Raw genomic sequence first — 25,253 nt, 5'->3', positions numbered from 1 at the left:
GGTTAAATCCGCGCGCGCAGCGTCAAGCGGAAGGTGCGAGGCTCCATCGGATGGACGAGCCGTCCGTTGATGCCTTCGCCGTTGTTGCAGCCCGCGCCTTCGGCCCGGGTGCAGGCGCCGCCCCAGTACTCGATGTCGTTGGCCTTGTTGTCGAAGACGTTGAGCACGTCCAGCCCGAGCTGCCAGCGATCGCTGAGCTGATACCCCAGCCGCCAGTTGGCGGTGAACACCGCCTTGGACTGCTGCGTGCCGGTCTCCTCCAGCGCGTAGGCGCCGAGATACCGCAGCTTCACGCCGCTCGACCACCGCCCTGCCGGCGCCCAGTTCGCCGACAGCGACGCCGACACCGGCACCGCGTTGGGCACGCGCTTGCCGCTGCCGAAATCCGAGTCCACGGCGTCCACAAACCGCGCCCGCGACCAGGCCACGTCCGCATCGATCAACCAGTCTCGCCCGACCTGCACGTCGTTGGACCACTCCAGCCCGAGGCGCTTGGACGCGCCGCGCGCCTCGGTCACGCCTTCATCGCCGACGAAGACCAGCTCCGAAGCCAGGTTGGCCTGCCACAGCGCGAGGCTGGTGGTCCAGCCCTTGGCCGGCTTGGTGCGCAGGCCCAGCTCGGTGCTCTTCGTGCGCGCCAGCAAGGGCAGCGTGTCCGTGGCGCTGCCATCGGCGGGGTTGGTCGTCGTGGTCGCGCCGCGCGCGTCATTGGAGCGGAAGGCGCGCGCCCAGTGCAGATAGACCTCGGTGTCGGCCGCCACGCGCGCGATCAGTCCCAGCTTGGGGCTGAGCTGCGATTGACGCGCCTTGCCGCCGTTGTCCAGGTTGAATTCACCGCCGGTGGGCGAGACGGTCGCGCGCATCGTGTCCCAGCGCGCGCCGACGGTGGAGCGCAGCCAATCGGTCCAGCGGCTGCCCAGCTCGACGAAGCCGCCCAGGCTGTCCTGCGTGACGCGGTCCTCGCGCACGGTGTGCGTGCGCACGCGATCGACGGTGTCGTTCAGGCCCAGCGTGCCGATGCGGTCATGGCGCCATTGCAGGCCCCAGGTCAGCGACTGATCGGCCGGCAGCCACGCGGCCGGCAGCTGATGCTTGATCGAGCCGCCCCAGAGCTTGCGATGGTCGGCCTGCTCGTGCTGATCGCCGTCCGGGCCGTTGATGAAGCCCGAAGGCGCGGAGAACAGGTTCAGCGCGTAGTCGATCGCCCACGCATCCACGGTCCATTGACCGCTGCCCTGGTTGTAGGCGAAGCCGCTGCTCAGGCTGTGGCGATGCGTGCGTCCGCCGTCGTTGGGCGACAGCGTGCCGTAGCGGCCGATCTCGCCGCTGTCGATGGCGCGCTCGGGCACGTGCTCGCTGGCGCGCCAGGCGGCGCTGTAGCTCAGCAGGTCGATGTGCGCGCCGTTGCGCTCGTCGCCGCGCGTCAGGCGCAGCACGGCGTTGCGGCGGTGCAGGTCTTCAGGCTGATCCCAGGGGCCGTCGTAGCGGCTGCCCTCGACCGCGCCCAGCAGCGTCCAGCCGCCGCCGACCTTCGTGCTGCCAGCGGCCAGCAGCCGCTGATAGCCGTAGGGTCCGGCGGTGAGCTGCGCGTAGGGCCGCTCGATCTCGCTCATGTAGCCGATGCGCGAGGCGCCGGTGGTGGCGAAGTCGCCGTCCTCGGCGGCGAAGGCGCCCTTGCGGTAACGCAGGCTATCGACGAGCTCCGGCACCAGGAAGTTCAGGTCCATGTAGCCCTGGCCGTGCGCATGACTGGCCATGTTGACCGGCATGCCCAGCACGAAGGTCGCGAAGTCGCTGCCGTGGTCGAGGTTGTAGCCGCGCAGGAAATACTGGTTGGCCTTGCCGTCGCCGCTGTGCTGCGTGACGGTCATGCCCGGCATGGCCTCGAGCAGCTCCGCCGGGCGCAGCAGCGGACGCAGCGCGAGGCGCTCGACGCCGACCTCGCCCTCCGAGGCGCTCTCGGCCTCGCCGAGCTGCGCGCGGCTGCTGATGCGCACGGTGTCGAGCTTGTTGGTCTCCTGCGACTGGGTCTGCGCCTGCGATTGCGTCTGCGATTGCGCCTGCGCGCTCGCGCCCGTCAGCATCGCGATGACACCGGCGGCGGCGCCGGCGATCGCGGTGATCTTCTTCTGGTTGTTCATGCCGTTCCCTGAGGGATCAAGTTGTTGTTGTTGGTGTTCTTCGTCGCGCGCCGCGATTGCCACATCGCGCCCGCGCTCATCAACAGCGCCATCGCGACCCAGGCCAGCGCCTGTTCCAGCCGTGCTGCCGTGGGCGACGCTGGGGAGGGCTTCGGCGCGTCGGGCACGCGTTGCAGAGCCATGCCGCGGATCGTTGGCACCGGCGGCGCGGCCCGAGGCTGCGGCTGCGCGCGATACGGCGATTTCGCGGCCGGACGCGGCGCGGCGGGCTGAACGGCTGGCGACGCGACCGGCACCGCCTGCGGCAACTGATCCGCCGTCCAGCGGCGCACCGCGGCGAGCTCGTTGTTGAGCGGCGCGTCCCGCGTCAGATCGCGATACAGCGTGGCCAGCTCCTGCTTCGTCTGCGCGTCCGGCTTCCAGTAGCCCATGCGCTCGGCCTGCACCATGCGCTCCAGCGCCTGCGCGTAGGCCTGCGGGTTCTGCTTGAGCCAGTCCGGCACGCCGAGCTTGTGCTTGTCCTTGACGAGCACGTCGTAGAAGCTCTGCCAGTGATCGGGCCGCACGGTGCCCGGCGCGACGTGCTGCCAGCCGAAGCTGTACTGCACCGCCTTGAGCACCTGCAGCGCGCCCGCCCAGCCCTCGGCCTTCTGCGCCTGCAGCCAGCCGGGGTGCAGGTAGCGGCTCTGCATCTCCAGCGCGATCGCCTGCGCGGCGGTCTCGGTGTGCTGCTCGGCGGCGTCCTGCAACTGGCTCACATGCAGCGAGATGTCGCCCGACTTGCCGGCCACCTTGGCCGCCGCGGCCAGGCCGCCCAGGTATTGGAACGGGTCGTCGCTGCTGACCATCGCGTACAGATGGCTGCTGCGCGACATCAGCGCCGCGTCGGTGTGACGCAGGTGCGCGCCCAGCGCCTGCTGGGCCTGTGCGGCGGGCACGCTGAGCGGCTCGCCGTCGACATACGGCTGGCTCATCGTCGACAGGAAGAGCTGCCCCAGCCGCGGATCGGTCTGCCCGTCCCGGCTCTTGAGCCCGTTGTCCTGCACCGCGTCGGCGATGCCGGTGCCGTAATCGCCAGCCGGATTGCCGAAGACGCGGGCCTGCGCGAGCGCCTGGGCCTGCGCGGGCTTGAGCCCCGCCTTGCGCAGCTCGGCCGCGATCGCGCGGTTGTTGAGCGCGACGGCGTTGTCGGGCTCCGCCTGTCCGGCGGCGGCCACGGCCTGATCGAGCAGCTTCATCAGCGCCGGGAACTGATCACGATAGGAGCCGGTGATGGACAGCAGCACATCCACGCGCGGGCGGCCGAGTTCCTGTGGGCTGAGCAGCTTGATCGCGGTCGGGCGGCCGCTCGCGTCCCACACCGGCGTGGCGCCGAGCGCGACCAGCGCCTGCGCTTCCATGATCCCCTGATGGCGCAGCGTCTCGCCGGCCCACAGCGACAGCGCGAGCCGCTTGGGCGCGCTGCCTGCCTTGACCTGTTCCTCGTACCAGCGCTTGAACAGCGACTGCGCGGCCTCATACGCCTGACGCGTCGGCAGCCGCGCGGGATCCAGGCCGGTGAGGTTGCGGCCGGTGGGCACGCTCTCGGGATTGCGCAGCAGGTCGCCGCCGTAGGCCGCGGGAATGAAGCCGCCCTCGAGCGCGCGCAGCAAGCCGGGCATCTCGCCCTCGGTCGACAGACGCGCGGACATCTCCTGCGCGCGCAGCGCGAGCTGGTACAGCGCGGCCTCGTCGATCGGCTTGCGCGCGGCGCGGTTGGGGACAAAGGCCTCGGTGTCGGAGGAGGGCCGCAGGTCGAGCTTGCTGGCCGCTTGCGGGTCCTTCAACGCGACGTCCAGCCAACGCGCCGGACGCGCCTTCGCCACGCCTTCGTGATTGATCAGGAAGGCCTCGTCGATGTCCTCGCCGAGCGCCTCGATGAGCGGCACGCGCAGCAGCTGCAGGATCGAGCCGCGCCGCTGGTCCTCGTCGGGCACGACACCGAAGACCGCCAGCCCCTTGGGTTGCGAGCTCTGCGCGAGTCGATCCAGATAGGGATGCAGCAGCTCGAGGTAGCCGCTGAAGTTGGCGGCGATCTGCTCGGCGGTCCAACCCAGGTCGCGATGCAGGTTGTGCTCGACGAACTGCTGGATCATCTGCCGCTCCAGTCCTTGGCGGGTCGGACCCGGATCGACGGTCTCCCACTCGTGCATCAGCTCATGCATGTGGGCCATCTGCGCGTTGAAACCGGCGGGCGCGAAACTCGGCGTGCGGTGGCTCACCATCAACGCGCGACCGCGTCGCTTGGCGGTGAGCGCCTCACCGAGGTTGTCGACGATGTAGGGATAGATCACCGGCGTGTCGCCCAGCGGCAGCCACACGGGATCATTGACATCAGGGCCGCGCAGCTTGCCCGGCGCCCATTCCTGCGTGCCGTGCGTGCCGAAGTGGATGATGGCGTCGGCCTGCCGAGCCCACAGATAGGTGGCCAGGTAATGGTGGGACAGCGGCGTCTTGCTGCGATGCATGAACGGGTCCTGCCCGTTGCGCAGCGTTTCCTCGCGCGGCGGCTGCGGCAGCACGGACAGCGCGCCCAGCTTCAGGCGAGGGATGATGAAGACCGGCTCGCCGTGCTGGCGCACGACGTAGCGGCTGCTGGCCGGCGATCCCCAACGCGCCACGATGGGGTCGCGTACCGCCTTGGGCAGCGCGTCGAACCACGCGGTGTAGCGCGACAGCGGGAGCGCCTCGGCCTGGCCTGCGTCCAGCAGCGCCTGCAGGTCGGTGCCCGGGTAGTAGGCCGAGAGCAGCGGCTTCAGGCCGGAGATCCAGTCCGCCTCGTCCATCGGCGTGACGCCGTAACCCGCGTCCTTCAGGCCGGTGCTGACGCGCGCGAGGCTGCGTGGCACGTTCAGGAAGGACGCGCCGAAGTTGCTGCCGCCGGGCGGATAGTTGTAGACGAAGGCGACGAGGCGCTTGTCGGCGTTGGCCTTGGTCTGCAGCGCGACCCAGCGCGCGGTCTTGCCGGCGACGCTCGCGGCCTGGCGATCAATCAATTCGGGCTCGCCCCGCTTGGGATGCGCGACAACGACGACGGGGTCGATCAGTCCGGCGGCCTCGGGCTGCGCGAAGTAGAACGGGATGTCCGCCTGCGCGAGTCCGGTCTCGCTCGCCGCCCACGCGGCGGCCTCGTCCTGTCGATAGGGCTGCGTCTGCAGCACGGGCACGCCCCAGCGCTCGAAGGTCGGCTGCAGGCTGGCGCCCTGCGGCAGCAGGCTATGGTTGACGATCACCCGGGCCTGGAACTGCCCCTGGCGCTCGAGCAGCTCCGACAACGGCTTGTCGCTCAACTGACCGCTGAACGCGGCGAAGGCGAGCAGGCCGCGCTCACGGAACATCGCGAGCCAGCGGTCCAGCCACTCGGTGTTGCCCTGGACGAAGTGATACCGATGCAGCAGGATCGCGACGGGCTCGCCGCGCAGGCCTTGTCGCGCGGCCCAGTCGCGGAACTCGCCGGCATCGGCGAAAAGCTTGGGCGCACCGGGATAGTGGATGCCGCGCTGCGGGATCAATTGCGGTGGGCCGAGATCCGGCGCCGGTTGATTGGCGAGTTGCGCGCGGGCGATGGCGAAGGCGGCTCGCGTGTTGGCGGGGCCCCCCGCTTGCAGATAGGCGCGAGCGCTGCGATCGGTGGCGGCGGGCTCGCCAGCCGGGATCCACAACACACGCGAGGCGGGCAGGGCGGCGCGTTGCAGCGCGCCATCGACGATCTGATGCAGACGCGCTTCGGCCGTCGCATGCGGGATGTCGATCCAGACGAGGTCGGCGTCACGCAGCGCGCGATCCAGCGCGGGATCCTTGTCTTGCGGAGCGCCGCGCAAGGGGTACTCCAGCTGACGCACTTCAAAGCCGGCCGCCTTGCCCTCGCGCTCGATCAGCGCGTGCTTGGCCGAGGGCGTGATGTCGACGCTGAGGAACAGCAGCCGCGATGCGGCCTGCGCCACGGCCGGCACGCACAACGCGACGAATCCCGCGGTCGCGAGGCCGCGGGTCAGGAGAGCGCGCCAGCTCATGGCCGCGCCGTGCCGGTTCCCGCGCCCGCGCCCGCGCCGGCCTCACCGGCTTCGGGCACGTAGATGATCGAGCCGTCCTTCATCTTGTAGGCGACACCGGCCCGTTGGCCCTGGCCTTCGGCACTGCCGCCGTTGCCGCGGTACTTGATCTCCTGGCCATCCTTGCGCACGACGATCTCCATGCCCGGCTGACCCGGATTGCGGATCACCGTCTCATCGGCATGCGACTGCTGCTGCAGCGCCACCGCGGTGAGCAACGCCACGACCAGCACCAGGAACACGTCCACGAGGTTCACCGCGGACAGCATCGGATCGTCGTCCTCCTCGGCGAGGATTGACAGGCGATGACCGGCGCTCATGCCCAGCCCTTCTCAGCCTTGATCGACAGGAGCTCCGCGATCAACCAGCGGCGACGGATCGAGTACACGACCAGCGCGATGGCCGCGGCCGCCAGCGCGAGCACGACGCCCGAGAACGCCGAGCTGAACACCGCCAGCGCCTGCTGACCTTGCCCCGCCGCGACGCTCTGCAACGCCGGGCCCAGCGGCACCATCGTCGCGATCAGTCCCAGCAGCGGTGCCACCCGGCCCAGCAGACGCGGTGCCTCCAGTCGGCGCACCACCTGCAACTCGAGCGTCTCGAGGTTGCTGCCCTCCGCCACCGTCAGCAGCCGGAAGCCCGGCCGACGACGCTGCACCGCCTCCATCAGCGTCGCCCCCGCCGTCCACAACGCGTAGACAAAACCCAGGGCCACGAGAATCAGCACCGGCCACAGCAAGGCCTGCGCGATGTGAGCAAATCCGGTTTCGAGCAGCATGATGAGCAATCAGTTCTTGAAGTTGAATTCAGCCCCGCCGAAGAACGCCGCGATGGCTTCGGGGTTCGACGGGAAGTAGTGGTGGACGTAGCTCGCCCTCAGCGAGCCCCGCGCATACAAGCGCTCTGCAGCACGTCCCGCATTCGGATTCGTCGCCGTCGCGATGGGCTCCATCGACGTTTCCATCGTCGAGTAATGGAAGGTGTGACCTCGCAGCTCACCCTCAGGCCACGCGATCGACTGCAAGCCCAACGCCGCCAGGCGCTTCTGCATCGACGCCTTGCCCGGCATCAGCGCGGCCATCACGTGTCGCCGCCCATCGGCATCCGCCAACTCATCCAGCAGCACCAACATGCCGCCACACTCGGCAAGCAACGGCTTCTCCGCATCAAGGTGCGCCGCGATCGCGCGGAAGAAACTCGGATGCCTCCGCAACGTCTCCGCATGCAGCTCCGGGTACCCGCCTGGCAGCCACATCCCATCGCACTCCGGAACCTCATCGCCCGCCAATGGGCTGAACGCCATCACCTCCGCACCCAGGCGCTTCAGCAAATCCAGATTCGCCGGGTAGATGAAGGAGAAACACGCGTCGGTCGCAATGGCGATGCGCCGCCCCTCCAGGGATCGACCGAGCACGAGGCCGCCAACCGGTAGCCCCTCCTCCTCCTGTCCCCCCTTCACCAGCCTCCCGGCTGGCGAATTCCTTCCTTTACCTCGGAGGAGGGGCCACCGGTCGTCGCCCTCCAGGACGACCGAGTCCTTCATCGAAGACTCCGCCGCCGCGTCCCACACATCCGCCCACGCATCCAGCTGCCCATCAATCTCCGGCAACTCCAACGCCTGCACCAATCCCAGATGCCGCTCAGGCAGCGAAAGCGCCTCATTGCGCTTGAGGGCGGCGATCAACGGCAGATCGGCGGGCAATCCTTCGCCAACCATGTGTGCATGTGCGTCGCTGCCCACACGATTCGCGACGATGCCCGCGACACGGATGTCATCGCGGAATCGCGCGAGCCCCGTCGCCAACGCCGCGAAGGTCTGCGCCATCGCCGACGCATCCATCACCACAATCACCGGCAACCCAAACGTCGCCGCCAGATCGGCACTGCTGGGCTTGCCATCAAACAAGCCCATCACCCCTTCGACCAAGATCAGATCCGAGTCCTCGGAAGCGCGCGTCAGCAGTTCCCTGCAATGAGCCTCGCCACCCATGAACAGATCCAGCTGATACACCGTCTGCCCACTCGCACGCTCCAGCACCATCGGATCCAGGTAGTCCGGCCCCGTCTTGAACACGCGCACGCGCAGCCCACGCCGGCGCGCGGAGCGCGCCAGCGCCGCCGTCACGCTCGTCTTGCCCTGGCCCGAGGCCGGTGCACTGATCAGAAAAGCCGGACAACTCATCATGCGTTCAACGCCACCCAACGTCCCTGCACCTGCAGGATCAACAACCGGTGATGGAACACACGCTGCAACGCCTCGTGCGTCGCCTCGTCATGCGGCGCACCCTCGTGCACGATCCGCCCCTCATCCATCACCACCAATCGGTCCGCCTGCATCGCGACATTCAGCTCATGCAGCACGCTGACCACCGCGGCCCCCGCCTCCACGCGCTCACGCACGATGCGCGCCCAGTCGCTCTGATGCGGCGGATCCAGGTGAGCCAAGGGCTCATCCATCAACAACACGCCCGAGCGCACCGCCAAGGCCCGCGCCAGCAGCACCCGCTGCCGCTCTCCGCCCGACAGGCTGCCCAACGCGCGCTCGCGCCAGTCCCAGCTCTGCGTCTGGCGCATCGCGTGCTCGACCGCCTCGTGATCCGCCGCGCTCGCCGGCGCCAGCCACGCCTGATGCGGCAAGCGGCCCAGCATCACGACGTCATACGCCGTCAGGTCCTCCGACGCCGCTTCGTTCTGACCCAGCCACGCGACGCGTCGCGCACGCTCCTTCGCGGGCCATGCGGTCCAGTCCTGGTTGTCCATCGTGAGCGTCCCGTCGAAGGGCAACAGCCCCGCGATCGCGCGCAGCAGCGTGGACTTGCCCGCTCCGTTCGGGCCGACGATTGCCGTCCAGGCGCGCGGTGCGGGCGCCAGCGTCAGCGGATGCAGCACCGGGCGATGCCCCAGCGAGAGCGACTTCAGCTCGATGCGCAGCGCGGAGGCGTTCATCGTCCACCCCCGAGTCCGCTGAAGTGCGCCTTGCGCCGATGCATCAGCCAGAGCAGGTAGCTGCCGCCCAGCAGCGCGGTGATGATGCCCACGGGCAACTCCTGCGGCGCGATCACCCAGCGCGCGGCGATGTCCGCCGCCAGCAGCAGCGCGCCACCCGTCAACGGCGACAGCAGCAGCAAGGCGCCGTGCGTCGTCGGTCCCCAGCTGCGCACGAGGTGCGGCGCGACCAGTCCGACAAAGGCGATCAATCCGCATTGCGCGACCGCCGCGCCCGTCGCGAGCGACAGCGCCGCGATCAGCAGCAGCCGGATCACCGTGAGCCGCTGACCGAGCGAGCGCGCGGTGTCTTCGCCCAGCGTCAGCGCGTCCAGCGCGCGGCTGCAGCCCAGCGCGGTCAGCAGGCACACCGCCAGCGCGACGACCATCACCTGCACCGCGCTCCAGCCGACATACCCGGTGCTGCCCAGCATGAAGGCCTGCATGGCGCGCAGGATGTCGGGATTCATCAGCGTCAGCAGCGCGGAGCCGGAGCCCAGCACCACGCCGACGACGACACCCGCCAGCAGCAGGCGCAGGCTCTGCGTGACGCCGCGCGCGAGCACCAGCGTGAGCAGCACCGCGCCGATCGCGCCGACGAAGGCCGCGCCGGTCATGCCCACGCGCAGCGCCAGCGCGGCCGCCGCCGGCGAGATGCCCATGACGAAGAGCAGCGCCGCGACGCCGAGCGACGCGCCCGCCGAGCAGCCCAGCAGATACGGATCCGCCAGCGGATTGCGGAAGAGCCCCTGCGCGATCGCGCCGGCCAGCGCGAGCAGCGCGCCCGCCAGCCAGGCGCCGAGGGAGCGCGGCGCGCGGATGTCCCAGAGGATCATCCGCATCGTGTCGCTGGCCTCGGTCCACGGGCTCCAGCCCATGCTGCCGATCGCCAGCCCGAGCGCCATCAGCACCGCGCTCAGCAGCAGCAAGGCCACGAGCTGTGCAGCCGTGCGCGAACGCAGGAAGGCCGCCATCAGCGCATGCCTCCGGGCGGCGCGTTGAAGGGCACCGTGGGCAGCGCGACCGGACCGGCCGCCGCTTCACGCAGGCAGCGCGCCATCAGCGCCGCTGCCTCCGCCATGCGTGGACCCGGCCGCACCAGCACGTCGGACTCCGACGGGATCCAGACGCAGAGGCGCTGGTTCTTGACTGCGCGGATCGCCGACCAGCCGGGCCGTTGCGGCAATCCGCCCGCGTTGCGCTGTCCGACCATGATCACTTGCGGATCGGCGCGCACGATGAATTCAGGATTGAGCTTGGGGAAGGGGCCAAGCTCGGCGGGGATGATGTTCTTCGCGCCGAGTCGCGTGAGGATCTCGCCCATGAAGGACGCCGTGCCCGCGCCGTAGGGCCCGGCGTCGACCTCGTAATAGACGCTCAGCCCGCGAGCGCCCGGGGGCAGCGTCGCGGCGCTCTGCGCGATGTGGCCGTCGACGCGGTTCCACAGGCGCCGCGCGTCGTCCTCCTTGCCGAGGATCTGCCCCATCTTGCCCAGCACGCGCTGGACGTCGTTCATGCTCTTGGGCTCGAGCGCGACGACCTTGATCCCCAGTCCCTCGAGCCGGTCGATGACGCGCGCGGACACGCCGAGCACGACGACGTCGGGCTTGAGCGCGACGAGCGTCTCGATGCTGGTGTCGTCCAGACCGCCGAGCCGTGGCAGCTTCTGCACGCTCGCGGGGAAGTTGGAGAAGCGATCGACGCCGACAACCTTGGCGCAGTCACCCAACTCGCAGATGGTCTCCGTCAGCGAGGGAAGGAGGCTGACGATGCGCTTGGGGACGTCGGGCAGCGTGACCGTGTGCCCACGGTCATCCTTCAACGTGATCGGCGCGGCGATCGCCGTCGCACCCAACATCGCCACGACACCCACCACCACGCGATTGCGCCAGGAGGTCTTACTCCCTCTCCCGCTTGCGGGAGAGGGCAGGGGTGAGGGCCATTGGCGGTGGCAGTACGCATCCATTCCCATTGTTTTCATCGCTCGTTCTCCTCTTTCTCCACCGCGCGCGTCCACGCCTGCCCTGCGACCATCAGCGTCAACTCGCCGCACTGCCGTGCGACCAGCTGATTGAGCCTTCCCAAATCATCCACATAAGCACGCACCTCGCGTCCCATCGGCATCACACCCCAGCCGACCTCGTTGGACACGAACACCACTGGCGAAGCCAGCGTCGGCAGCAGCAACTGCAGCTCCGCGCATTCACCGCGCCAATCCTCCATCCGCGGCTCACCGTCCATCGGCATCAACCAGTTGGTCAGCCACAAGGTCAGACAGTCGACGACCAACAGCCGATCCGGCGACGCCGCCTCGCGCAGCGCGTCGCACAGCCTGAGCGGCGCCTCGACCGTCTCGAACCCCTCGGGCCGATCCGCCTGATGCCGCGCGATTCGCTCGCGCATCTCGTCGTCATGCGCCTCGGCGGTGGCGATCACCACGACGCGTTGCCCCGGCGTGCGCGCCCATCGCAAGGCCAGCCGCTCCGCGTGGCGCGACTTGCCGCTGCGCTGGCCGCCGACGATGAGATGGTGTGCGGGCATGCGAGGCTCCGTGAGATCGAGGTGGCGACGAGAGGAAGCGCCGACCTTACAGCGAAGGCGAGTAACGCAGCATCACGAACCAGGTCCGCGGCGCCTGTTGGTAGTAGTTCGCCGTCTGGTAATCGCGGTTGAACGCGTTGTCGACGTTCAGCTGCAGACGCCAGTCCTTGGCGAACGCGTACTGCGCGTCCAGGTTGAGCAGCCCATAGCCGCCCAGCCGGATCGTGTTGGCCGCATCGTCGAAGCGCTTGCCCGACCCGACCACCGTCGCGCCCATCGTCCAGGCGCTGATCGCCGTCTCGGCGCGCAGCGTGCCGAAGCGCTTGGCGCGCCGCTGCAACTGGCGGCCGCTGTTGGCATCGGTTGGATCCAGGAAGTCCGCGGTGGCGCTCAGGTTCACCGGCCCCATCTGCGCGCCGGCCTTCAGGCTGGTGCCCTTGAGCAGCGCGCGCGCGACGTTGCTGTAGCAGCCCGACGTCGATCGGCACGAGCCCGCCGCGCCGAACGCGATCAGGTTGGTGACGCGGTTGTGGAAGGTGGTGATCGCCGCGTCGAACCCGTCCTGCGCCCAGCTCAGGCCGGCCTCGCGGTTGTGACCCTGCTCGGGCTGCAGCTCGGCGAAGCCCTTGCTGGTGTCGGGACCATAGACGCTGCCGCGCTGATACGGTGTCGGCGCGCGGAAGGCATTGCCCGCCGAGGCCGTCACGCGCCAGCCGCCGCCGAGCTTGTAGCCCGCTGCGACGCTGCCGGTGTCGACGCCACCGAAGTCGCTGTCGTCGTCATGACGGCCGTGCGCCTGCAGGCTCAGGTCGCCCAGCGTGCCCAGGTAGCTGAGGCCCACGGCGTTCTGGTCGCGCGTGCTCTTGCCGCCGCTGATGAGACCGCTGTTGACGAGCCGGTCCTCGCGACGCTCCAGCACGCCGTTGAGCTGGTGCCGCGGGGTGATCTGATAGAAGCCCTGCAGCGAGGCGCTGCGGATGCGCGTCTCGGTGAGGTAGGGCGAGCTGGGCTTGGTCTCGTAGTCCTCCTCGGACTGACCGACCGAGAGTTGCGTCGAGAACGCGTCCGACCACGTCGAGCGCAGGCTCACCTTGGCGGCCATCGTGTCGGTGATGCCGCGGTCATCGGCGTTCTTGCCGGCGTCGTAGCCCGCATTGCCGCGGCTCTTCAGCGCGAGGAGCTCCAGGCGCTGGCCCTCGGCCACGCGGCCGCCCAGGCGCAGGCTGCCGCTGTAGTTGCGCCAGCCGTCGGCATCGGGGTTGTAGCTGCGCGAAGCGGTGTTGAGGAAAGCGTTGAAGCCGGTGCCACGGTCGATCGCGAGGGAGCCGGCGTAATCGAAGTCCGCCGAGCCGCCGCTCACGCCGACGTCGGCCTTCACCTGACCCAGGTTGCCGCCGCCCACGCCCATGTCGAGCTGCGGACGACCCGAGCCCTTGCGCGTGAAGATCTGCACCACGCCACCGATGGCGTCGGAGCCATACAGTGCGCTGGCCGGACCCTTGAGCACCTCGATGCGCTCGATCTGCGAGACCGGCAGGTTCTGCCAGCTCGCGCCGCCGGTGGACTGGCCATCCACCCGCACGCCGTCGATCAGCACCACCGTGTGGCGCGTCTCCGCGCCCCGGATGAAGACCGAGGTCGAGTTGCCCGGCCCCCCGTTGCTGGTCATCTGCAGGCCGGCCACGTTGCGCAGCAGCGCAGCGATGTTGCCGAAGCCCTGACGCTCGATCGCGTCGCGGTTGATGACGGTCAGGTCTGCCGCGACGTCCGACAGCTTCATCGGACTGCGCGTGCCGGTGACGGTGACCTCATCCAGCCTGTTGGGGGAGGCCGTGGGGGATGTGACGGGGGATGTGGTGGGGGAGGCGGGGGAGGTGCCGCCAGCAGCGGGGGAGGGGAGCGACTGCGCGAGCACGGCCGAGGCGAACGCCAGCGGGGTGAGGACGAGCAGCGAGCGGGCAGCAGTGCGCGCGCGCGAGACGTACGGAAGCATGAGCAAGGACCAACGACGGACGTTCAGCAGCCTGCTCACCCGCAGGACCGCTGAGAAACGGCATCACCCGCTGCGTCGCGCTGCCCATCCATGAGGGAAGGGCGCGCGATCGGCTGATGACACCACCTGTTGGCCGGTATCCGGGCTGGTGGCCGCTGCCTGTGTCCTTCCCAGCGCGAGCGCGCCAGTGGACATGGGGACAGGCAGTGCGGGCGGCGATCTCGGTCCTGATCAGGATCCCGGTCGCGCGGCCGGCGGGCCACTTACCGTTGCGGGGACAGCTCAGGTTGGTTCGCGCATCGTCGATGCGACCACTCCCTGATTCCCGTTTAACTGCGCGGACGCAATGTCCGCACGAGCACCAACGGCGCGCATTCTAGCGAGGTGTGGTCGGCTCCGTCGGCGACTTGGGCAGCTTGGGCTTTTTCTTCGGCTTCGGATCCTTCGGCTTGGGCCGCTTCGGATCCTTGGGCTTGGACGGGTTGGACGCGCCCTTGATCGTGGACTTCGAGGGCGCTTTCGCGCCCCGCGGTGTCGCGTCGCCGTCGATGCCGGCCGCGCCCGCCGGCGCCGTGCTGGCCGCCACACGCTCCCGGTTTCGTTGTCGCGCGGCGAGCTCGCGCGATTCGTCGGCCGAGCGCTTGCGCGCGGCGGCCGCATCCTTCGCATCGACCTTGTCCTGCGGCAGCGCCAGTGCCTGGCCTTGCCCGTCCGGGCAGGGGCTGTCGCGAAGATCCAGGCCGTCCGGTCCGCAGCGGTAATACCCCAGCGTGCGTTCGCCGGGGTTGCGCGTGGCCGGTGCCGGCTGCGCGTTCACCGCGCCGAGCAAGAGGACCAGAACAACAGTCGTCAGGATCGATGCGGTGCGCGCAGGCATGTCAGTCTCCAGAAGGTGGGGGCGCGGCCGTCGTCGCGGCCGGCTGGGGATCGGTCGTTGTCGGGGTGCCCGGCTTGGGCGGCAGGTTCGCCGGTCTCGGCGGCTTGGGCCGCGGCGGCTTCGCGTGCAGCAGCGCCACGGCCTTGGCCATGTCGCCGGCAGTCATCAGCTTGAAGGCCTCGAAGGACTTGCCGATGCTGTCCTCCACCGCCTGGCGCTCGGCCAGCGGCGGCTTGCGCAGCACATAACCGGCGACCTCGTCCCGATGCCCCGGATGGCCGATGCCCAGCCGCAAGCGCCAGAAGTTCCCGCTGCCCAGCTGGGCCTGCATGTCCTTCAGCCCGTTGTGGCCCGCGTTGCCGCCGCCCTGCTTGAGCTTGAGCTCACCCGGCGCGATCTCGAGCTCGTCATGGATCGCGAGGATCTCCTCGGGCGCGATCTTGAAGAATCGCGCGAGCGCCGCCACCGACTTGCCCGACAGATTCATGTAGGTCATCGGCTGCAGCAGCCAGATCGGACCCGATGCGCCCGGCGCATCGTTCACCCGCGCCACCAGCCCGTGGTACTTGGTGTCCAGCTGCGGCGTGACCTTCAGGCCACGCGCCAACGCGTCGATCCACCAGAACCCGGCGTTGTGCCGCGTGTCCTCGTATTCGGAGCCCGGGTTGCCCAGGCCGACAAAGAGACGAATCATGGAGCGCGATTATCAGGGGGAGACTCAAATGAAGAAGGCCCCGCGAGCGGGGCCTTCTTCTGGGCGATGGACACGCGCCTCGTCAGGTGCGCATCCGCCGCGAAGGAAGAAAAATTACTTCTTCTTCTTCTTCTTGTCGTCAGCGGCCGGAGCGGCAGCCACGACGATCTCTTCGACCACAGCGGCCACCGGGGTCGCGATGACCGGGTTCGGCTTGCCGTGCGTGACGACCTTGATGTGGTCAGCCAGCTTCAGGTCGTTCACGTGGATCGAGTGACCCAGCGTCAGACCGCTCAGGTCGACTTCGATGAACTCGGGCAGCTGTTGCGCCAGGCAGGTGATTTCCAGCTGGGTCAGCACGTGGTTCACGGTGCCCTTGTCGGTCTTCACGGCCGGCGATTCGGCTTCGCCCACGAAGTGCAGCGGCACCTTCTTCGTGATCTTCGTCGTCGCGTCAACGCGCTGGAAGTCCACGTGCAGCACTTGCTGCTTGTAGGGGTGCATCTGGAAGTCACGCAGCAGCACTTGCGTGGTCTTGCCGTCCAGTTCCATGTCGAGGATGGAGCTGTGGAAAGCTTCCTTCTTCATGGCGTGGAACAGCGCGTTGTGATCCAGCTCGATCACGGACGGCTCGCCCGCACCGTAGACGATGCCAGGAACCTTGCCAGCGAAACGCAGGCGGCGGCTCGCTCCGGTCCCCTGCAGCTTGCGCTCAAAAGCGACGAATTTCATATCAATCTCCAAATGGACGGTGCGACACCATTGACGCACCGGTGGAAGGCCCCGCGACCAGGCACCTTCGCGAAACGGCCGCTGTCCTCGCGAACAGCGGCCGAACTCAGGACGCGATCAGAAGTTGTTGTTCTGCTCGCTGAACAGGGAGGTCACCGATTCACCGTCCGAAATGCGGCGGATGGTCTCGGCGAACAGGAATGCGACCGACAGCTGACGGATCTTGCCGCAGGCCTTGGCGGCCTCCGACAACGGGATCGTGTTGCTGATGACGACTTCGTCCAGATGCGAACCCGCGATGCGCTCGATCGCCGGGCCCGACAGGATCGGGTGCGTGCAGTACGCGAAGACGCTCTTGGCGCCGCGGTCCTTCAGGACCTCGGCCGCCTTCACCAGCGTGCCGGCCGTGTCGATCATGTCGTCCATGATCACGCAGTTGCGGCCATCGATCTCGCCGATGACATGCATCACTTCGGAGACGTTGGCGGCCGGACGGCGCTTGTCGATGATCGCCAGGTCGCAACCCAGCTGCTTGGCCAGCGCGCGGGCGCGCACCACGCCGCCGACGTCAGGGCTGACCACCACCAGGTCGCTGTAGTTGCGGGCCTTCAGGTCCGACAGCAGCACCGGCGAGGCGTAGATGTTGTCGACGGGAATGTCGAAGAAGCCCTGGATCTGGTCCGCGTGCAGGTCCATCGTCAGGACGCGCTCGACGCCGACGGTCTCCAGCAGGTTGGCCACGACCTTGGCCGAGATCGGCACGCGCGTCGAACGCGGGCGGCGGTCCTGGCGGGCATATCCGAAGTAGGGGATCACGGCGGTGATGCGGCGCGCGCTGGCGCGCTTCATCGCATCGACCATGATCAGCAGTTCCATCAGGTTCTCGTTCGTCGGCGCGCAGGTGGGCTGGACGATGAAGACGTCGCGGGCGCGGACGTTCTGCTGGATTTCAACGGCCACCTCGCCATCGGAAAAACGACCAACCACAGCCTTGCCGAGCTCGAGGCCCAGATGCGTGGCGATTTCCTTGGAGAGGGTCGGGTTAGCGTTACCCGTGAAGAGGACGGTATTGAGCAGCACGACGGGCCATCCTTAGACTTATGGCCCGGTGGCCAACCCAGCGGGTCCCGGATTGAAACTGAGAATTTGGCAGGGGAGGAAGGACTCGAACCCTCGCATGTCGGAATCAAAATCCGATGCCTTGACCAACTTGGCGACTCCCCTACACCGGACACTGTTCGAGGAACAGCACCCTACAACCTTCAGTCTTCTGCCCAGCCCCGCAAGGGGTGAACCGACAGACTGCGACACATCCTTCCGACCCAACCATCCGGGAGTTCCTGGAACCCGCCTTCTGGTGTCGCCTTGAGATTGCTCTCCAGGCCGGTGACCGTGTCTATTTCCTGCTTCGCGTTTCGATCAGCTGTTTGCTCATCAATTCGCGAGGGCTGAACTATAGCAAAAACTGCGCTACCTGAACCCGTCATACGAGAATTTTCGTAGCGGGCCTGCAACCATTCAAGCGCTGTCGATACTTCGTGACTCGCAGCTTCCGCGGGAGGTTGCAGATCATTTCTGCCCCAACCCTCGTACAACCGGTACACGGGTATTTCTTGCGTTTGGTGATCGCGGCAGATACTGCCTTTGCGTTCACCCGAGCGATCGATTTCGTTGCTCTGAAAACCCCTTTCGAGGCCGTCTTCGCTGCGTGTGTCGTTCGCTGCAGGAAAGCCCGCTACTATAGCCACGCTTTCTGACCTTTGCAACAGGGGGCTCGAAAAAATTTCCTTGGTGCCGATGCTCATGGCCGGTTTCACCACCGCCAGACGCAGTTCCGGCACCTCGATCGGCGTCATGCGCTCGCCGATGCCCTCGATGAAGGCGTTGCGTCCGCCGACGAAGAACGGCACGTCCGCCCCCAGCGTCAGCGCGATCGGCAGCAGGCGCTCCCGCGACCAGTTCAGCCCCCACAGCCGGTTCAGCGCCAGCAGCGTGCTGGCCGCGTCCGAGGAGCCCCCACCCATCCCCGCGCCTGCAGGCAGGCGCTTGTCGATGTGGATGTCCGCCCCGAAGCCGCAGCCGCTGGCCTGCTGCAGCGCCCGTGCCGCGCGCAGGCACAGGTCGTCCGGGGGCAGGGCGTCGCCGCGATCGTGGCGGTGCAGCGCGCCGTCGGCGCGGCGCTCGAAGTGCAGCGTGTCCGCCCAGTCGATCAGCACGAACAGCGACTGCAGCAGGTGATAACCGTCCGGGCGCTTGCCCACCACGTGCAGGAAGAGGTTGAGCTTGGCCGGCGCCGGCACGTCGTAGAGCGCCTTGAGCGGGGCTGCGGTGGAGAGGGCAGTCATGGACGTCGTGGACCTGGGGGAGGCGCAGTATGCCGCCGAGTATCAAAAGGCTTTGGAAAGGCCGTCTGTGCGACTAACGGCTATCCCGGATTCTCGGCGTGAATACTGCGCAAAAATACCCCGGGTGATCGAGGGGATATCAAGGCGCGGCGGGCGCGTCGAGTTTCAAGCGCAGCGTCGCCAGCGGTTGCGGCCCCTGGGGATTGAGTCGTTGGGCCGAGATCAGCTGATCACCGAAACGGCGCAGGTCGACCTGCCAGCCCAGTTGCTGGAAGCCCGTCTCGCCGTCCGGACGCGACGGCGCCTGCGGCCAGGGCCGGCCGCGCAGCCAGTCGAACAGCGCCTGCAGCGGCAGCGGCTCGCCGAGCAGCTCCTGCGTCAGCGCATCGATGTCGTCATAGGCGCGGTCGCCGTCGGGCGTCTTCACCCAGGCCGAGCCCGGCTGCCAGGTGACACGGGCGACCAGGCTGCCCATCGGGGTGCTCATCTCGAGCTGGCCGCGGCGCGGGTCGCCCAGCAACTCGAAGTTGGCGGTGACGTTCTGGCCGCGCGGCTGACCGCCGGCGCCCGGCGGCACGATCAGCCCGAGCCGGCCGGTCAACCGTCCCGCGCTGGCCAGCGCCGCCGCCTCGGCCTCCGGGGTCCGGGACAGCGAACTGCATCCGCCGAGCGCCACGCCCGTCAGGGCCGCCAGCGCGGCCAGCGCGCCCGAGTGGAACTGCCGCCGCCGCATCAGGGGCGGACCTGCAGGCGTTGCATCACCGACTGCAGCGCCTCGTTGCGCGGATCGCGCCGGGCGGCATCGGCGAAGACGCGGCGGGCCTCGTCCTGCTGGCCGGCCGCCCAGAGCACCTCGCCCAGGTGGGCGGCGATCTCGGCATCCGGACGCGAGCCATAGGCCTGGCGCAGCAGCCGTTCGGCCTCGCCCAGGCGGCCCAGGCGGAACTCCACCCAGCCCATGCTGTCGACGATGAAGGGCTCGCCCGGCGCGAAGCTCAGCGCCTTGGAGATCAAATCGCGCGCTTCCTGCAGCCGTTCGTTGCGATCGGCCAGCGAGTAACCGAGCGCGTTGTACGCGTGGTAATGCTGCGGCTTGAGCGCGATGACCTTCTGCAGCAGCGTCTCCATCTCCTGCGCCCGGCCCAGCTTCTCGGCCATCATCGATTGCTCGTAGATCAGGTCCGCGTCCTCGGGCGACTGCTTCACGGCCTGCGCCAGCAGGTCATAGGCGGCCTGCCACTGTCGGTTCTCGCGCAGTAGCTGGGACTCAGCCAGCACGCGGGCCCGGCGGTCCTGCTCGCGGTCCGCGGGCAGTTGCTGCAGCAGCTTGCGGCCCTCGGCCAGCTTGCCTTGACGCGCCAGCAGCGACGCGCGGCGGTAGGCGATGTCGAGGTTGCCCGGCGCGGCCTCGATGCCGGCCAGGCGCTTCTCGGCGGTCTTCAGGTCCCCGCGCATCTCCGCGGCCTGCGCCAGCAACAGCTGGCCCTGAAGGCGGGCTTCGTTCTCGCCCTTGTCCAGACCGGCGGCGGCGATCGCGCGATCGGCCAGCGTCGGCTCGCCGGTCTTGTCGACCAGCTTCAGGTAGCGCTGCAGCGCGTCCTCGGCGGCGTCGGGATGCTGCAGGTCGAGCTCCAGCGAGCCCAGCGCCAGCCAGTTCGACGCCTCCGTCGGCGATTCCTGCGTCAGCAGCCGGAACTCGCGCGCCGCGTCGCCGGGACGCTGGGCGCGGGCGAGCGCGCGGGCATAGGCCAGGCGCAGCGACTGGCGGTCGGGCTTGGCCTGGAGCTCGGCGGTGATCAGCGCCTCGGCCTCCGGGCGGCGGGGCAGCAGCTCCAGCGCCATCAGCAGCGGTTCCTCGCGGCCGGGGAATTCCTTGGCGGCGGTGCGCACGTGGATCAGCGCGGTCTCATACCGGCCGGCGTTCTGCGCGAGTTGCCCCAGCACGAGCAGCGAGGCGAAACGGGTCTCGGGCCGGGCGGCGGTCTCGCGCAGCAGCGGCTCGAAGGCGTCCTGGACGCGCGCCGGTTCGGGTGCGCGCTGGAACAGCGCCGGGATCGCCGCGATCAGCGCGCCGCGGTTGTCGGGCGGCGTCAGCGCTAGCAGCGAGCGCATCACCGGCGGGATCTCGCCCGGGCGGTTCAGCAGCGCCAGCAGCTGGATCTGCGTGCGATGAGCCTCGAGCGAGGTGGGGATGGCCTCGCGCCAGGTGCGGGCGGCGATGGCGGCCTGGTCACCGGCGCGCGACTGCAGCGCGATCTGCACGACGCGGCGGAAGAGCTCCTCGTCGTTGCTGCGGCGCGCGGCGTCCAGCAGCACCTGATAGGCGACACCGGGTTCGCCGCCCTGAAGCTCCAGCTCGCCGATGAGCACCTGATAGAACATCGGCGCGTCGAGCTCGGAATTGACCACGGGCTCGGAGGCGGCCGGCGCGGGGGCATCGGCGGCGGCCGGCGCGGTACCGGCGGGCGGTAGGGTCTGGGCGTGGGAGGCGCAGCTCAGGGCGAGGGCAGCGACGAGCCACCAGCGGTGGCGCACGAGGGCGGGCATGAGGAGACTCCTGAACTGGGCGGATCCGCTTGCGGGGCAAGTGGCGGACCATTCTAGGGAAGCTGGAAAGGCCGCGCGCCTATGATCCCGGGATGCCCGAGTTACCGGAAGTTGAAGTTACACGTCGAAGTTTTGCCTCGGCCATCGAGGGCGCCCGCGTGCTGGACCTGCGGCTGGGCAAACCGCTGCGCTGGCCGCTGGGCGTGAGCCCCGACCGGCTCATCGGACGCCGCGTCGGTCAGACGCTGCGCCGCGGCAAGTACCTGTGGCTGCCGATCGGCGAGGAGGGCGGCGGCCTGCTGATGCACCTGGGCATGTCCGGGTCCTTGGCGTTCCGTGAAGATCCTCCGGCGCCCGGGCCGCACGACCACTTCGAGCTGATCACCGATCGCGGCGTCCTGCGGCTGACCGATCCGCGGCGCTTCGGCGCCGTGGTGTGGTCCGACGCGCTGGACGCGGAACCCGCGGCCAAGCTGCTGTCGCGCATCGGCCTGGAGCCCTTCGACATCGAGTTCCACGGCCCCCACCTGCATGACGGTTTCCGCGGCCGCCGCGTCGCGGTGAAGCAGGCCATCCTGGCCGGCGATGTCGTGGTCGGCGCGGGCAACATCTACGCGTGCGAGGCGCTGTTCCTGGCTGGCGTGGATCCCCGCGTGGCCGCGGGCAAGCTCAGCCGGCCGCGTGCCGCCAGGCTCGCCGCGGCGCTGCGCCAGGTGCTGGGCGAGGCGCTGGAGGCCGGCGGCAGCACGCTGCGCGACTTCAAGGACGCGCATGGCGTGGCCGGCAGCTTCCAGATGCAGGCGCGCGTGTACGGCCGCGAGGGCCAGTTGTGCCGCGGCTGCGGCAGCGTGATCCGGCGCATCGTGCAGGGCCAGCGTTCGACCTTCTATTGCCCCACTTGCCAGAAGAGATGACCCAAGAGCGATGAGCGACGAGGAACTGGCGGCCCGCGTGGCCGCGGTGCGCGAGGACTTCGCGCCCAGGCTGCTCGCGTGGCAGCGCCGCGATGGCCGGCACGACCTGCCCTGGCAGAACACGCGCGACCCGTATCGCGTGTGGCTGTCGGAGATCATGCTGCAGCAGACGCAGGTCACCACGGTGCTGGGCTACTACAAGCGCTTCCTGGAGCGCTTCCCCGACGTGGCCGCGCTGGCCGCCGCGCCCAACGAGGAGGTCATGGCCGCCTGGGCCGGGCTGGGCTATTACAGCCGGGCCCGCAACCTGCACAAGTGCGCGCAGGCGGTGGTCGAGCTGCATGGTGGTGCGTTCCCGCGCAGCGCGGAGCTGCTCGAGACCCTGCCGGGCATCGGCCGATCGACCGCCGCGGCGATCTCGTCGTTCTGCTTCGACGAGCGGGTCGCCATCCTGGACGGCAACGTCAAGCGTGTGCTGGGCCGGCTGCTGGCCTTCGACGGGGATCTGGCCTCGGCGGCGCAGGAGAAGCGCCTGTGGCGCCAGGCGGAGGCGCTGCTGCCGGCGTCGGCGGCGGACATGCCGGCCTACACGCAGGGGATGATGGATCTGGGCGCGAGCCTGTGCGCGACGCGCAGCCCGCAATGCCTGCTGTGCCCGGTGAGCACGCTGTGCGCGGGCCTGGCCGAGGGCGATCCGACGCGTTACCCGATCAAGACGAAGAAGCTCAAGCGCGGCCAGCGGGAGAACTGGTGGTTGTGGCTGGAGCACGAGGGCCGCATCTGGCTGCAGCAGCGGCCGGCCGAAGGCGTCTGGGGCGGCTTGTGGACGCTGCCGCTGTTCGACGACGAGGCGGCGCTGACGGCGCAGAGCGCCGCGCTGGGCGTGGCGGCGCCAGAGACGCTGCCGCGGGTGAAGCACGTGCTGACGCACTTCGACTGGCTGCTGCATCCGCGCCGCGCGGTGCTGGCGCGCGAGACCCGTCCGGCCGGCGAGGGTGTCTGGGTCCCGCGCGAGCGGCTGGGCGACTATGCGCTGCCAGCGCCGCTGAAGAAGCTGCTCGACTAGACGCTGGCCCGTGGCCACGGCCGCGAGAGGAAGGCGAAATCCGGCACGGCCAGCGACGCGAAGTCGCAATCCGCCTTGAAGGCGGTCAACTTGCGACGGATCTGCTCGATCGAAAGTCGAGCGCTGGACTCCGGCGTTCGGCCGGTGGCCATCGCCTGGTCGGCGCTGGCCAGCGCCTGCCGGGATTCCCGCAGGAGCGCGCCCAGCGTGTGGCGCGCCCACATGGTTTGACCCTCTGGCTGCCCCAACTGGGCGAGCAGCTCCCCGCGGTAGACGCCGGCGCAATGGATGTCCGCTTTCAGCAGCTTGAGCTCCTCGCGCATCGGCACGAGCGGGATCTCCTAATCGATGGCCCGGTCGATCCTGGCGCGCTGGAGGTGGGCCGGCGACAAGTGGGTGCGCAGGCCGTGCGGGATGGACCGGACGGCCTGGCCGATACGGTTGAGGCCGCCGAGGAACTTCTGCTTCATGGACGCATCCATGTCCGCGGCCTCGCCGTAGACAAGGTCGGACCGGGGCGCACGGCCGCTCGCGACAGACCGGGGCTCCGAGGGCTCGATCGACCGGAGCCGGCGCGGCGGGATGGGCGACGGCCTGTCGGCGGGCGCGGTGGAGGACAGCGCGGGCAGCGCGGGCAGCGGGTCTGCATCGCAGCCCAGGGCCTGGATCCGGATGCGCTCGATGCGGCGAAAACACTGGGCCGCTTCTTTGGCATCGCCCAAGGCGAGCGCGGTCCGCGCGTGCTTCAGCTCGTGAGACACGATGACTTGCTCGCTGGCCGGAAGAGGCTGGCGCCACTCTTGCCGCAGGAGGAAGGTGTTGACCTCGTCGAGTCGCAGCGTCTGCCGCGCACAGGCGATGGCGCGCGCGGCGACGTCGATCAGGTCGCCGAGCGGCGCGGTGAAGTCGAGCCGCTCGGACAGGACTCGGCCATCGCTGTCGCGCAGCCTCTGGACATCGCGAGCCAGGACGGAGCGGGGGTCCAGGTCCTTCAGATGATCGTCGACGAGCCGGGCGAGGTTGCCGATCAGCAGGCGGCGGTGCGCGAAGAGGTCGACCTCGGCGGCCGTGTTCGCGAAGCGCGACGGGCGGGCGGGGAGTGCGGGGGCGAGGTCGTGGTCGACCGACGTATTGATCGCGGCAACCGAACAGCAGGGGGACAGAGCGGGCATGTCGAGGGCAGCAGACGCCTGAGAAACCGGAGAAGGCCGGTCAGTCGCGCGCCTCCTCTCGTGGTTCCGCCGGATTCCGGTAACCGCTCAGGCCGACGGCGTCGGACAGGGGCGATTCAGGAATCCGAAGTTCATGCTGCTCAGGTCCCTGGTCTCGAGGGCGGTGTTGAAGGAGGTCAGATCGGATCGGATGGTGGCGATCGAGGCCTCGATGTCCTTCTGCGGATGCCGGCTGCTCTTGAGCGCTCGCGAGCCCTCCGCCGCCGCGCGCTGAGCGTCCGCGAGCAGGGGCCCCAAGGTCTGGCGGGCCCAGGTCCTTCGATCAGCCTGCCCCGACACGCCCAGGATCAGGCTCGTTCTCAGATCGGCGAGCGTCAGATCCAGCTCGAGCTGCCTCAGTTCTTCGCGCAAGGGCATGAGGGCGAGGTCCCGCTCCATCATCTTGCCGATCTTCTCGCGCTGGATCTGGCCGGGCGCGTGGCGCCTCACGAGCTGCGGCACGCACGTCATCGCATGCGCGATGCGGACGATGCCGGACCGCAGGAACTGCGCGGGCGTCACCTTGTGCTTGCCCGCGCGTGCCGAGGGCGGCTCGGAACCGGCCTCGCGCGCGGGTGCGGAGAAATGGTCCGTCAGACGCGGGCTGCCTGCGTCGGGCGCCGTTTCGGCGCGATCGAGCGCACCGGCGCGTACGAGGAAGTTGCGCAGCAGGTTCATGCGGAATCGGATGGTGGCCACATGCGCCGGCATGTCCTCGAACTCTTCCGCCTCGATGGCCCGGCGGGCACGGTCCAGGTGCGTCTGCGCGCTGTCGGCCCAGCCGTGGGCCTCGGCGAAGTCCGGTCCGCTCAGCCGGGCCTGGCGGCCGATCCCGTCCAGCGCGGTGCGCAAGCGTGAGAGTTCCCGTTGCTCGCTCTCGCAGGCGGCAAGGTGGCCCTGCCTGGCGCTCAAGGCCTCGGGCAGCGGCGCGCGCGCCACGTCGGCACAGGACCGGTGGATGACAGGCGATGGCGTGAGTTGGACGAACATGCGAACACCTTTCCAGGCTGAGGGACGGCGGTGTTAGTCGGGGTCGCGTGATCGGGGTTCATCGGTCCATCAGGAATCCCTGGCGCCACGGGGCATGTCCCTGGAGGAAATCCCCGGGCGCTCCGG

22 protein-coding genes, 1 tRNA gene and 1 riboswitch are annotated in these 25,253 nt (G+C 69.1%); of the genes, 2 read left to right on the top strand and 21 right to left on the bottom strand.

Translation table 11 applies throughout. The features are described from left to right. Window positions 1–2: 2 nt before the first annotated feature. From ACNI65_RS18295 to ACNI65_RS18210, 18 genes are all read right to left on the bottom strand, one after another. Window positions 3–2,141, bottom strand: coding sequence for a TonB-dependent receptor (locus tag ACNI65_RS18295; RefSeq protein WP_416758484.1), 2,139 nt, complete (start codon window positions 2,139–2,141; stop codon window positions 3–5). Further along, window positions 2,138–6,193: a cobaltochelatase subunit CobN gene (cobN, locus tag ACNI65_RS18290; RefSeq protein WP_416758483.1), complete on the bottom strand. Its 4,056-nt coding sequence runs from the start codon at window positions 6,191–6,193 to the stop codon at window positions 2,138–2,140. Before cobN ends, ACNI65_RS18295 begins: the two co-directional genes overlap by 4 nt. Then, the gene (locus ACNI65_RS18285) at window positions 6,190–6,552 is read right to left on the bottom strand and encodes a DUF2149 domain-containing protein (protein ID WP_416758482.1); all 363 of its coding nucleotides are present in this window, start codon (window positions 6,550–6,552) and stop codon (window positions 6,190–6,192) included. The genes cobN and ACNI65_RS18285 overlap by 4 nt, the downstream gene beginning before the upstream one ends. Continuing rightward, complete coding sequence (locus ACNI65_RS18280; protein WP_416758481.1) at window positions 6,549–7,010, bottom strand: hypothetical protein; 462 nt, start codon at window positions 7,008–7,010, stop codon at window positions 6,549–6,551. The genes ACNI65_RS18285 and ACNI65_RS18280 overlap by 4 nt, the downstream gene beginning before the upstream one ends. 9 nt (window positions 7,011–7,019) lie before the next feature. Further along, window positions 7,020–8,417 carry a cobyrinate a,c-diamide synthase gene (locus tag ACNI65_RS18275; RefSeq protein ID WP_416758480.1) on the bottom strand — a complete coding sequence of 466 codons (1,398 nt, stop codon included), beginning with the start codon at window positions 8,415–8,417 and terminating at the stop codon, window positions 7,020–7,022. Continuing rightward, window positions 8,414–9,178: an ABC transporter ATP-binding protein gene (locus ACNI65_RS18270; RefSeq protein WP_416758479.1), complete on the bottom strand. Its 765-nt coding sequence runs from the start codon at window positions 9,176–9,178 to the stop codon at window positions 8,414–8,416. The genes ACNI65_RS18275 and ACNI65_RS18270 overlap by 4 nt, the downstream gene beginning before the upstream one ends. Further along, entirely contained in the window at window positions 9,175–10,191 is a 1,017-nt protein-coding gene (locus ACNI65_RS18265; protein WP_416758478.1) for a FecCD family ABC transporter permease, read from the bottom strand. The genes ACNI65_RS18270 and ACNI65_RS18265 overlap by 4 nt, the downstream gene beginning before the upstream one ends. Further along, on the bottom strand, window positions 10,191–11,198 hold the full coding sequence (locus ACNI65_RS18260; protein WP_416758477.1) for an ABC transporter substrate-binding protein: 1,008 nt from the start codon (window positions 11,196–11,198) through the stop codon (window positions 10,191–10,193). The genes ACNI65_RS18265 and ACNI65_RS18260 overlap by 1 nt, the downstream gene beginning before the upstream one ends. After that, entirely contained in the window at window positions 11,195–11,758 is a 564-nt protein-coding gene (gene cobU, locus ACNI65_RS18255) for a bifunctional adenosylcobinamide kinase/adenosylcobinamide-phosphate guanylyltransferase (RefSeq protein WP_416758476.1), read from the bottom strand. The genes ACNI65_RS18260 and cobU overlap by 4 nt, the downstream gene beginning before the upstream one ends. A 46-nt stretch (window positions 11,759–11,804) precedes the next feature. Further along, window positions 11,805–13,751 (bottom strand): TonB-dependent receptor domain-containing protein, encoded by a 1,947-nt coding sequence (locus ACNI65_RS18250; RefSeq protein ID WP_416758475.1) that lies wholly within the window; start codon window positions 13,749–13,751, stop codon window positions 11,805–11,807. A 113-nt stretch (window positions 13,752–13,864) separates the two neighbouring features. Further along, window positions 13,865–14,132: riboswitch (cobalamin riboswitch) on the bottom strand. Further along, entirely contained in the window at window positions 14,128–14,628 is a 501-nt protein-coding gene (locus tag ACNI65_RS18245; RefSeq protein WP_416758474.1) for a hypothetical protein, read from the bottom strand. It overlaps the preceding riboswitch by 5 nt. 1 nt (window position 14,629) lies before the next feature. Next, a complete protein-coding gene (gene pth, locus ACNI65_RS18240; protein ID WP_416758473.1) occupies window positions 14,630–15,322 on the bottom strand; it encodes an aminoacyl-tRNA hydrolase in 693 nt (230 codons plus the stop codon). A 114-nt stretch (window positions 15,323–15,436) separates the two neighbouring features. Next, window positions 15,437–16,054, bottom strand: a complete 618-nt coding sequence (locus ACNI65_RS18235) for a 50S ribosomal protein L25/general stress protein Ctc (RefSeq protein WP_416758471.1) — start codon at window positions 16,052–16,054, stop codon at window positions 15,437–15,439. Window positions 16,055–16,171: 117 nt separating this feature from the next. Beyond that, a complete protein-coding gene (locus tag ACNI65_RS18230; protein ID WP_416758470.1) occupies window positions 16,172–17,134 on the bottom strand; it encodes a ribose-phosphate pyrophosphokinase in 963 nt (320 codons plus the stop codon). Window positions 17,135–17,201: 67 nt separating this feature from the next. Next, window positions 17,202–17,278: transfer RNA gene (locus tag ACNI65_RS18225), tRNA-Gln, on the bottom strand. A 38-nt stretch (window positions 17,279–17,316) separates the two neighbouring features. Next, on the bottom strand, window positions 17,317–18,399 hold the full coding sequence (gene ispE / locus ACNI65_RS18220) for a 4-(cytidine 5'-diphospho)-2-C-methyl-D-erythritol kinase (RefSeq protein ID WP_416758468.1): 1,083 nt from the start codon (window positions 18,397–18,399) through the stop codon (window positions 17,317–17,319). 139 nt (window positions 18,400–18,538) lie between these two features. Further along, a complete protein-coding gene (locus tag ACNI65_RS18215; RefSeq protein ID WP_416758466.1) occupies window positions 18,539–19,132 on the bottom strand; it encodes an outer membrane lipoprotein LolB in 594 nt (197 codons plus the stop codon). Beyond that, on the bottom strand, window positions 19,132–20,946 hold the full coding sequence (locus tag ACNI65_RS18210) for a tetratricopeptide repeat protein (RefSeq protein ID WP_416758464.1): 1,815 nt from the start codon (window positions 20,944–20,946) through the stop codon (window positions 19,132–19,134). The genes ACNI65_RS18215 and ACNI65_RS18210 overlap by 1 nt, the downstream gene beginning before the upstream one ends. Window positions 20,947–21,038: 92 nt before the next feature. On the opposite strand from ACNI65_RS18210, the gene mutM reads away from it, so the two are divergent. Together mutM and mutY are read left to right on the top strand one after the other, a co-directional pair. Next, a complete protein-coding gene (mutM, locus tag ACNI65_RS18205; RefSeq protein ID WP_416758462.1) occupies window positions 21,039–21,860 on the top strand; it encodes a bifunctional DNA-formamidopyrimidine glycosylase/DNA-(apurinic or apyrimidinic site) lyase in 822 nt (273 codons plus the stop codon). A gap of 10 nt (window positions 21,861–21,870) precedes the next feature. Continuing rightward, window positions 21,871–22,926 carry an A/G-specific adenine glycosylase gene (gene mutY / locus ACNI65_RS18200; protein WP_416758460.1) on the top strand — a complete coding sequence of 352 codons (1,056 nt, stop codon included), beginning with the start codon at window positions 21,871–21,873 and terminating at the stop codon, window positions 22,924–22,926. Here mutY and ACNI65_RS18195 read toward each other — a convergent pair. The 3 genes from ACNI65_RS18195 to ACNI65_RS18185 form a co-directional block, all read right to left on the bottom strand. Continuing rightward, complete coding sequence (locus ACNI65_RS18195) at window positions 22,923–23,255, bottom strand: hypothetical protein (RefSeq protein ID WP_416758459.1); 333 nt, start codon at window positions 23,253–23,255, stop codon at window positions 22,923–22,925. The genes mutY and ACNI65_RS18195 overlap by 4 nt on opposite strands. A gap of 12 nt (window positions 23,256–23,267) precedes the next feature. Further along, on the bottom strand, window positions 23,268–24,098 hold the full coding sequence (locus ACNI65_RS18190) for a hypothetical protein (RefSeq protein WP_416758458.1): 831 nt from the start codon (window positions 24,096–24,098) through the stop codon (window positions 23,268–23,270). An 87-nt stretch (window positions 24,099–24,185) separates the two neighbouring features. After that, on the bottom strand, window positions 24,186–25,127 hold the full coding sequence (locus ACNI65_RS18185) for a hypothetical protein (RefSeq protein ID WP_416758457.1): 942 nt from the start codon (window positions 25,125–25,127) through the stop codon (window positions 24,186–24,188). Window positions 25,128–25,253 lie beyond the last annotated feature (126 nt).

It is taken from the genome of Roseateles sp. So40a (genome assembly GCF_048081605.1).
Lineage (GTDB): Bacteria > Pseudomonadota > Gammaproteobacteria > Burkholderiales > Burkholderiaceae_C > Roseateles.
The sequence above is the reverse complement of the archived record's forward strand: the minus strand, read 5'-3'. Positions and strand labels throughout refer to the sequence as shown.